At 73.5% G+C, this 8657-nt stretch carries 6 protein-coding genes; 1 reads left to right on the top strand and 5 read right to left on the bottom strand.

The window, feature by feature from the left end; translation table 11 throughout:
- Positions 1-37 precede the first annotated feature (37 nt).
- From ACFWX1_RS16105 to ggt, 4 genes are all read right to left on the bottom strand, one after another.
- The gene (locus ACFWX1_RS16105) at positions 38-541 is read right to left on the bottom strand and encodes a flavoprotein (RefSeq protein ID WP_378387893.1); all 504 of its coding nucleotides are present in this window, start codon (positions 539-541) and stop codon (positions 38-40) included.
- Positions 538-1962, bottom strand: a complete 1425-nt coding sequence (locus ACFWX1_RS16110; protein WP_378387895.1) for an RsmB/NOP family class I SAM-dependent RNA methyltransferase — start codon at positions 1960-1962, stop codon at positions 538-540. The genes ACFWX1_RS16105 and ACFWX1_RS16110 overlap by 4 nt, the downstream gene beginning before the upstream one ends.
- Complete coding sequence (fmt, locus tag ACFWX1_RS16115) at positions 1959-2885, bottom strand: methionyl-tRNA formyltransferase (protein ID WP_378387897.1); 927 nt, start codon at positions 2883-2885, stop codon at positions 1959-1961. The genes ACFWX1_RS16110 and fmt overlap by 4 nt, the downstream gene beginning before the upstream one ends.
- A gap of 90 nt (positions 2886-2975) precedes the next feature.
- A complete protein-coding gene (gene ggt / locus ACFWX1_RS16120) occupies positions 2976-4805 on the bottom strand; it encodes a gamma-glutamyltransferase (protein ID WP_378387899.1) in 1830 nt (609 codons plus the stop codon).
- A 122-nt stretch (positions 4806-4927) separates the two neighbouring features.
- Between ggt and ACFWX1_RS16125 the strand changes: the two genes are divergently transcribed.
- Positions 4928-6217, top strand: a complete 1290-nt coding sequence (locus tag ACFWX1_RS16125; RefSeq protein WP_378387900.1) for a hypothetical protein — start codon at positions 4928-4930, stop codon at positions 6215-6217.
- Between the two features lie 158 nt (positions 6218-6375).
- Here the strand turns inward: ACFWX1_RS16125 and ACFWX1_RS16130 are convergent, their stop codons facing one another.
- Entirely contained in the window at positions 6376-8484 is a 2109-nt protein-coding gene (locus ACFWX1_RS16130; protein ID WP_378387902.1) for a primosomal protein N', read from the bottom strand.
- Between the last annotated feature and the right edge of the window lie 173 nt (positions 8485-8657).

The following is an 8657-nucleotide window of genomic DNA, read 5'->3' on the forward strand; positions in this document are numbered from 1 at the left end:
TAGGTAAACGTAACCTCCGGTAACGGGTTCTCCGGAATCAGCGGGCCGGGAGCAGGTCCAGGGTCTCGGTCCACGGCCGCCGGGGATCGAGGCGATGCAGGACGACGCCCGCTTCGGCGAGGGTGTCCAGATGACGCCGCCACGCCGGATGGTGCACGCGGGTGTCCTGGATCTGGTAGGCCACCACGATCGTGATGCCGGGCGTGCCCAGCACGTCGCCGAGCACGGTCAGCGCCTGGTTGTCCGCGATGCCCAGCGCCAGTTTCGCCACCGAATTCGCCGAGGCGGGCGCGAAGAGGAAGACCTCGGGATCCGGATGCGGGCGTGCCTCGCCGGGCAGCCGCGAGACGCTGCGGACCGGCAGATCGGTGCACGACTCGAGATCCGCGAGGCCGCCGGTGTGGTCGAGCCAGCGGGCGGCCGTCGGTGTCAGGGTGATCGCGAGCCGCCAGCCCCGCGCGGCGGCGGGTTTCGCCAGCTCGGTGGCGAGCCGGGTGTCCAGCCCGCCACACGAGCTCGCGATCAGCCCGAGGTTCGTCACGGCTTGCGCAGTACGGCGCAGAACATCGCGTCCGTGCCGTGGCGGTGCGGCCACAACTGCACATACGGCCCGTTGCCGAGCTGCGGCACTTCGGGGAAGAACTCGCGCGCGTCGACCACTTCGCTCTTGGTGCGCCGCGCGATCTCGCCGACGACGCCCTCGGTCTCGGCCAGGTGCGGCGAGCAGACGACGTAGGTGACGATCCCGCCGGGCCGCACGAGGTCCAGTGCCGCGACAAGGAGTTCGCCCTGCAGCTTCGTCAGATCCGCGACGTCGCCAGGCTGACGCCGCCAGCGTGCTTCGGGACGCCGCCGCAGCGCACCGAGCCCGCTGCACGGAGCGTCGACGAGTACCCGGTCGTAGCCCGGTTCGAGCCCGCTTTCCCTGCCATCGGCGACGTGTACCGTGACCGGCAAGCCTTCGGTGGTCTTCTCGATCAGCCGCGCGCGGTGTGGCGCCTTCTCGACCGCGTCGACGCGCGCGCCGCTCAATCCCGCCAGCGCGCCCAGCAGGGCCGCCTTCCCGCCGGGCCCGGCACACAGGTCGAGCCAGCGCTCGTCCGATCCGGTCAGCGGTACCTTCGTCACGGCGACGGCACACAGCTGACTGCCCTCGTCCTGCACCGCGGCCAGCCGTTCCCGCACCGGCTCCGCGTCGGCCGGGTCACCGGCGCCGGCGGGCAGCCGCACACCGTAGGGCGAGTATGGCGCGGGGTCGCCACCGGTGACGGCGGCGAGTTCGTCCGCGCTGATCTCGCCCGGTCGCGCGACCAGGTGGACCTCGGGCCGCGCGTCGTCGGCCTCCAGCGCCGCCTTCAGCTCGGCGCCCTTGTCCCCCAAGGCTTCGGCGAACGAGCGCGCGACCCAGCGCGGATGCGCGGTCCGCATCGCGTAGGCGCCGATCGGATCGGCGGCCTCGTCGGGAGCCAGCTCGTCCAGCCAGGCCGCTTCGTCCTTTTCGGACACCTTGCGCAGCACGGCGTTCACGAAACCCGAGACGTAGGAACCCACTTCGGCGCGCGCGAGGTCCACAGTGGATCCGACGGCCGCGTGCTCGGGGATGCGGGTGCGCAGCAGCTGGTAGGTGCCCAGCCGCAGCGCGTCCACCACCAGCGGGTCCGCTTTGGACAGTGGGCGGTCGGCGCAGGCTTCCAGGATGGCGTCGAGCAGGCCCTGCGCCCGCGAGGCGCCGTAGGTCAGCTCGGTGGCCAGTGCCGCGTCCCGGCCGGTGATCCGCCGCTCCCGGAGCAGATCCGGCAGCACGAGGTTGGCGTAGGCGTCGCGCTCCCGGACGGCGCGCAGCACGTCGAAGGCGACCTGCCGGGCCGGATCCACCTCCGGCGGGCGGCGCGGGCCTTCCTTGCGCGGAGCCGGACGGTCCCGCTGCGGCCGCGACGGCCGCCGTTGCCTGTACTCGCTCACCGCAGGCGCTCTCCTTCTTCGATCCGTGTCCCGCGCGCCCAGTCGGTGGCGGCCATCCGTTTCTTGCCCGGCGCCTGCACCTCGCCGAGTTGCAGGGGTTTCGTCGCCGTGCCGACGAGCACCCGGCGCCGCTGCACCACCAGCTCACCCGGCGGCGGCCCCGGCTCGTCGGCGACGGTGACCGGGCCGAGCTTGAGCCGCTCGCCCCGGAACTCGGCCCACGCTCCCGGTTCCGGCGTCACCGCGCGCACCTGCCGGTCGACCGCCGAAGCGGGGTCGGCGAACGACACGCGGGCGTCCTCGACGGTGACCTTCGGGGCGTAGCTCACGCCGTCGCCCTGCTGCTCGACGGCACGCACCGTGCCGTCCTCCAGTCCGTCCATAGTGGACACCAGCAGCTGGGCGCCGGACTCGGCGAGCCTGCCCAGCAGCTCGCCCGCGGTGTCGTGGGCGCCGATCGGCTCGGTGACCACCCCGTACACCGGCCCGGCGTCCAGTTCCTTGACTATCCGGAAGGTGGACGCGCCGGTGATCTCGTCGCCCGCGCGGATCGCGGCCTGCACCGGCGCCGCGCCACGCCACGCGGGCAGCAGCGAGAAGTGCAGGTTGACCCAGCCGTGCGCCGGGATGTCGAGCGCGGACCGCGGCAGCAGCGCGCCGTAGGCGACCACCGGGCACGCGTCCGGCGCCAGCTCGGCCAGGCGCGCCAGGAACGCGGGATCGCCGGCGCGCTCCGGCGTCAGCACCTCGATGCCGTGCTCGTCGGCGAGCGCGCCGATCGGCGAGCGCACGACGCGGCGACCGCGCCCGGCATGGGCGTCCGGGCGGGTCACCACGGCGACGACTTCGTGCCGTTCCGACTTGATCAGCGCGCGCAGGGACGGAACGGCGGGTTCGGGGGTCCCGGCGAAGACGAGGCGCATCAGACCCCCACCGGGTATTCGATCTGGACCATCGGGGACAGTCTAGAAGGCCCCCTCGCCCCCGGCGCGCTGTGTGGCCCCAAGCGAGGCTCAGTGCTCGCCGGGCCACCGCCAGGGGAAGACGACCTGGGCCGCGCCGCTGCCGCGCCGGACCGGTTCGGCCGCGGCGATCCAGCGTCCGTCCCGCAGCCGTTCGACACCGGTCGAGGCGCCGATCTCCGCGGGCGCGCCGGAGAAGCCCTGCCCTCGCGCCTTCAGTTCCGCGGTCTCGGGCTGGTTGAGGAACTCCTGCTCCACCTGTGCCTGTGCCGAGTTCCGCTGCGACGCCCTCGGCGCGGCGATGGCGTCCTCCAGCGACAGCCCGCGGTCGAGCCTGCCGAGGATCACCTGCAGCACCGTGGTGATGATCGACGCACCGCCCGGCGAACCGGCCGCGAAGAACGGCTTGCCGTCCCGCAGCACGATCGTCGGCGCCATCGAGGAGCGCGGCCGCTTGCCCGCACCGGGCAGGTTCGGGTCGGGGACGCCGGGAGTGACCGGCGTGAACGAGAAGTCGGTCAGCTCGTTGTTGAGCAGGAACCCGCGGCCGGGGACGACGATGCCGCTGCCGCCCTCTTGCTCGATGGTCAGCGTGTAGGCGACGACGTTGCCCCACCGGTCGGCGACCGTCAGATGCGTGGTGTTCTCGCCCTCGTACGGCGTGGGCGCGCCGGTGGTGCCTGACGCGCACTTCGCCGGCTGACGCGGGTCCGCCGGGGCGACCGGGCTCGTCGCGGCCTTGTCCTTCGAGATCAGGCAGGCCCGCGAGTCGGCGAAGCGCTGGCTCAGCAGCTCGCGCGCCGGGACATCGATGGTCGCGGGGTCGCCGATCCAGCGGTTGCGGTCGGCGAAGGCGAACCGCGTCGACTCCAGGAAGTACTGGAGGTAATCGGTCTTGCTCGCCTTCTTGAGGTCGAAGTTCTCCAGGATGTTCAGCGCCTCGCCGACGGTCAGCCCGCCCGAGGACGGCGCGGGCATGCCGTAGACGTCGAGGCCCTCGTACTTCGTGTGCGTCGGGTCGCGCTCGATCGCCTGGTACGCGGCGAGATCCGCGGTACCGAGCTTGCCGGGACGCACGTTCAGCTTCGAGGCCGGATCGACGGGCGGCTGCTGGACGGTCTTGGCGACGTCGGCCCCGATCGGGCCGTGATACAGCGCGTCCGTGCCCTGCTTCGCCAGCTGCGCGTAGGTGTCGGCGAGGTCGGGGTTCCGGAACGTCGTGCCGACCACCGGCGGGGCGCCGCCGGGCAGGTACAGCGAGCGGGTCGACGGGAAGGCGGCGAACCGGGTGGCGTTGTTCGCGACCTGGTCGTGGAACGTCTTGTCGACGTAGAAACCCTTGCGCGCCAACTGTTCCGCGGGCTTGACCGACTGCGCGAACGAACGGGTCCCCCACTTGCGCAGGGCCTGCTGCCACGTCGCGGGCGTACCGGGGACACCGACGCTCAGCCCGCTGGTGACCGCGTCGGCGAACGGGATCGCCTTGCCGTTCTCGACGAACAGATCGGCGTCCGCTGCCGACGGCGCCGTCTCGCGGCCGTCGAGGGTGTGCACGCGGTGGGTCTTCGCGTCGTAGTACACGAAGAACCCGCCACCGCCGATCCCGGCCGAGAACGGGTCGGTGACCCCGAGTGCGGCGGCGACGGCGACCGCGGCGTCGACGGCGTTGCCGCCCTCGCGCAGCACCTTCGTGCCGATCGCGGTCGCGTCCGCGTCGATGCTGGACACGGCGCCGCCGTAGCCCATCGCGACCGGGGACTTCGGTGTCGGCTGTGCCTCGGGAGCCGCCGAGGCGACTCCGGCACCGGTGGTGGTGAGCAGTGCGGTGACGGCGGCGAGCGCGAAAACGCGCCGCGGCGTCCGGGTTCTGTGCGCGGGCATGCGCGCGAGTCTGCCCCGTCGGCGCGAGGTGGACAAGCCTCCGGAACGGCAATACCAACGTCGCTACTGCCGGCGTCCACGAACTGGGACTGTCACGGGAAATGGTCACTACTGGAGGACTCGTGCCCAGATCCTGGCGTGCCTTGCTGCCCGTACTCGTCGCCGCCCCGATGCTCGCGCTGCCCGGACTCGCGACCGCCGAGACCGGGACGGACTGCTTCGACAAGAGCGTCCCGCTCACCGTCGAAGAGCAACGGCTGACCGCGACACTGCCGGGCGGAGGGCCCGCCGTGGGACCCGAGCTGATCCGCCTCGCCGGTTTCGACGCGCTCACCGGTGATTTCACCAGGAAACTCTGCGGCAGCACGTCACCGCGTCGCGCGGAACGCACCGTGGCCGACGCCGGGCGGCAGCTGTGGCGCACGGCCGTCGATCGCGCGCAGGGCCGCCGCCCCGAGCTGGGGACTCTCGACCGCTACGACGACCGGCCGTTGTACTGGGCGCGGCTGCGGATGAGCGCGGCGCTGCGGCAGTGGACGCCTCGGTTCCCGCTGGCCCCCGACGTCCGGGAACGCCTGCTCACCGCGTTCGACCAGGGTTCGCGCGGGCTCGACGACGTCCGGTTCCCGCTCGGGAAGCTCACCCGCCGGGTGCTGGTGAGCGGCTTCGACCCGTTCCAGCTCGACGGCGCCGGGGTGCGGATCTCGAACCCGGCGGGCGCGTCCGCGTTGCAGCTGGACGGAAAGGTGCTGCAGACGCCGGACGGTCCCGCGCTCGTCCACACCGTGACATTCCCGGTGGTCTGGAGCTACTTCGACAAGGGCATCGTCGAAAGCGCTTTCGGCTCGGCGCTGCGGGATCGCGCGCGGCGGCCCGACGTGATCATGACCGTGAGCCAGGGACGGCCGGGGCAGTTCGACATCGAGCGCTGGGCGGGTAACTGGCGCGGTGGTTCACCGGACAACAACCGCGCGTCCTCGACCGGCCCGGTGCCGCCCGCCGCCGGCTGGCCGCAGCCGGACGTCCAGTTCATCGAGACCACGCTGCCCTACGCGCGGATGCAGGCCGCGCCGCCCGGGGCGTACCCGGTGAAGTTCAACCAGCAGTTCTGCGTGTGGCCGGACAGCTCCCATCCCGGCGCCGGGACGCCGGTGTGCCGCACCGATTCCCCGCGCCCCGGCGAAATCGCGGCCTCCGGCGGGGGCGGCACGTACCTTTCGAACGAGTCCATGTTCCGCAGCAACCGCGTCCGCGTCGGCCTCGGCCTGCCCGACCTCCCCGGCGGCCACCTGCACACCCCCGTCCTGGGCCAGCCCACGGCCCCGACGGCCCTGACCGACCAGGACTTCGAATCCCGCCGCCACGCCATCGCCGACCAGGTCGTCACCCTCGCCACCGCCGCCGCAGGCTGAGTCCCCCACCCACGCGCCCGAGTCCCACACTCAAGGCCCCGAGTTCCACATTCACGCGCCCGAGTTCCCCATTCGCGAAACCTCACCGAGAGACCGAATGAGGAACTCGGGCTCCCCAATGTGGAACTCGGCGTCCTGAACGTGGGACTCGCCGGGCGTCAGATCAGGGCGAGGGGGTCCAGTTGGATGCGGATGGGGTCGGGGGCTTTGCGGGCGTCGCGGCGGGCGCTGGCGTCGTGCAGGGCGGCGGCGAGGGCCTTGCCGTCGGCGCGGGTGACGCGGATCAGGACGCGTTCGCGCGCGGCGTTGCCCTCGGCGTCGAACTCGCCGATCGGGACCGGGCCCAGCAGCTCGCCGGTTTCGGGCAGCGGAAGGTCGTCGAGCAGTTCGGCGACGGCGTCCGGGCTGCCCTCGACGCTGGCCATCCGCATCGCGGGCGGGAAGCCGAGTTCGCGGCGTTCGGCCAGTTCCAGGCCGGCGTGCCAGGACGGGTCCCAGCGGACCAAGGCCTGCACCACGGTCAGCCCGGCCTCGGCCCCGACGACGACCCGGCCGCCGGAGGCGGCGGGCCGGACGAGCGCGGCCGCCGCCATCCACCGGCGCAGGGTTTCCTCCCCCGCGCGCAGATCCTGCCTGCCGAGCAACGCCCAGCCGTCGAGCAGCAACGCCGCGCCGTATCCGCCTTCGGCCACCGGTTCCGCGCCCGGGGTGCACACCACGAGCGCGGGCTTTCCCGGCACGCTCGCCAGGACCTCCGTCGCGCCGGACGTCCGCACCGGGACGCCGGGGAACGCCCGGCCCAGCTCCTCGGCGGTCCGCTTCGCGCCGACGATCACCGCGCGCAGCCGCACCGACCCGCAGGCCGGACAGCGGAACGCCGTTTCCGGGACGCCACACCACCGGCACGCGGGCGGCTTGGGCGCGCCGTCGACCGAACCGCCCGGCAACGTCAGCGGGCCCGCGCAGCGACGGCAACGCGCGGACGTCCTGCACTGTCCACAAGCGAGCCCCGGGACGTACCCGCGCCGCGGGACCTGCACGAGCACCGGCACTCCCCCGCCGAGCGCCTGACGCGCGGCCTCGAAGGCCACCGCCGGGAGCCGGGCGGCCCGCGCGGCCTCGTCCCGCGCGACGTCGAAGTCCTCGCCGACCGGGGTGACCCGGGGCGCGGCGGCCCGCAGTTCGGGACGCGCGGCGAGCACGGGCTGGGCCCAGCCCGACTCGACCAGGAACTGCGCCTCCGCGGTACGCGCGAAGCCGCCGACGAGCAGGGACGAGCGGGTGGCGTGCGCGCGGTCCATCAGCACGTCCCGCACGTGCGGGTACGGCGCGTGCGGGTCGAGGTGCAGGTCGTCGCCGTCGTCCCAGACCACGAACAGACCGGGATCGGCGATCGGGGCGAACATCGCCGCGCGCGTGCCGACCACGACCCGCACCGCGCCCCGCAGCACCGCGAGCCAGCGGCGGTAGCGCTCGGCCGGGCCCAGCCCGGCGATCAGCGCGACGACCGCGTCGGCCCCGACGAGTTCGGCGCACGCCTCGTGGACGCGGGTCAGATCGCGATGATCCGGGACGACGAGCACGGCGCCCCGGCCCTGGGCGGCGACGGTCGCGGCGGCTTCGGCGAGACGGCGCGGCCAGTCCTCGCCGGGCAGTGCCTGCCAGACGGCGTTGGCGGGGCGGCCCTCGGCCAGCGCGTCCAGAAAGGCATGCCCCGCTTGGTATTTCGCCCACGCCTCGCGCTCCGGCGGCGCCGGCCTCGGCGCGGGCTCGCGCGGGGGTTCCGCCTCGGCCTTGGCGTGCCGGGGCGGGAGCGCGAGCCGCAGGACGTCACTGAGCGTGCCGCCGTAGCGGTCCGCCACCGACCGGCACACCGCGTGCAGTGCCGGGGGCAGCACGGGCTCGCTGGAGGTCACCCGCTCCAGGAAGGCGAGCTTGCGCTCGTACTCGGTGGTGTCGGAACGTTCGAGGAGATAGCCGTCGACGAGCTGCCCGGCGAAGCGCACGCGGACGCGGCAGCCGGGGACGGCGGCCTCGTGCAGCTTCTCTGGGACCTGGTAGTCGAAGGGGCGGTCGAGGTGCGCGAGCGGGATGTCGACGACGACGCGGGCGACCGGGAGTTCGGGCGCGGGCTGCTGCTGGCCCTTGCGCGGCGCACCGGGCTTGGCGGACGCGGCCGTTTTCGCGCGCGCCGGTTTCGCCTTCGGCGCCGGCACGGGTCGCGAAGGCTCCGGGAGGTCCCACAGCGGGGCGGATTCGGAGCTCACCCCGTGATCTCTACCAGACCGCCCCGACACCCTCTGCGCCCGTGGTCACCCAGAGTGCCGTGAAGGCCTCCTTCACAGCGCTCATTGCTGGTTAAGTGGGCGTGACGGCTAGGGAGGGAGCGCAAAGGCCCCCGCGGCGGCCCGTGTGGCCGCCGCCCCGGGGGGGGGGTGCC

The sequence above is a fragment of the Amycolatopsis sp. NPDC059021 genome, assembly GCF_042739895.1.
Classification (GTDB): domain Bacteria; phylum Actinomycetota; class Actinomycetes; order Mycobacteriales; family Pseudonocardiaceae; genus Amycolatopsis.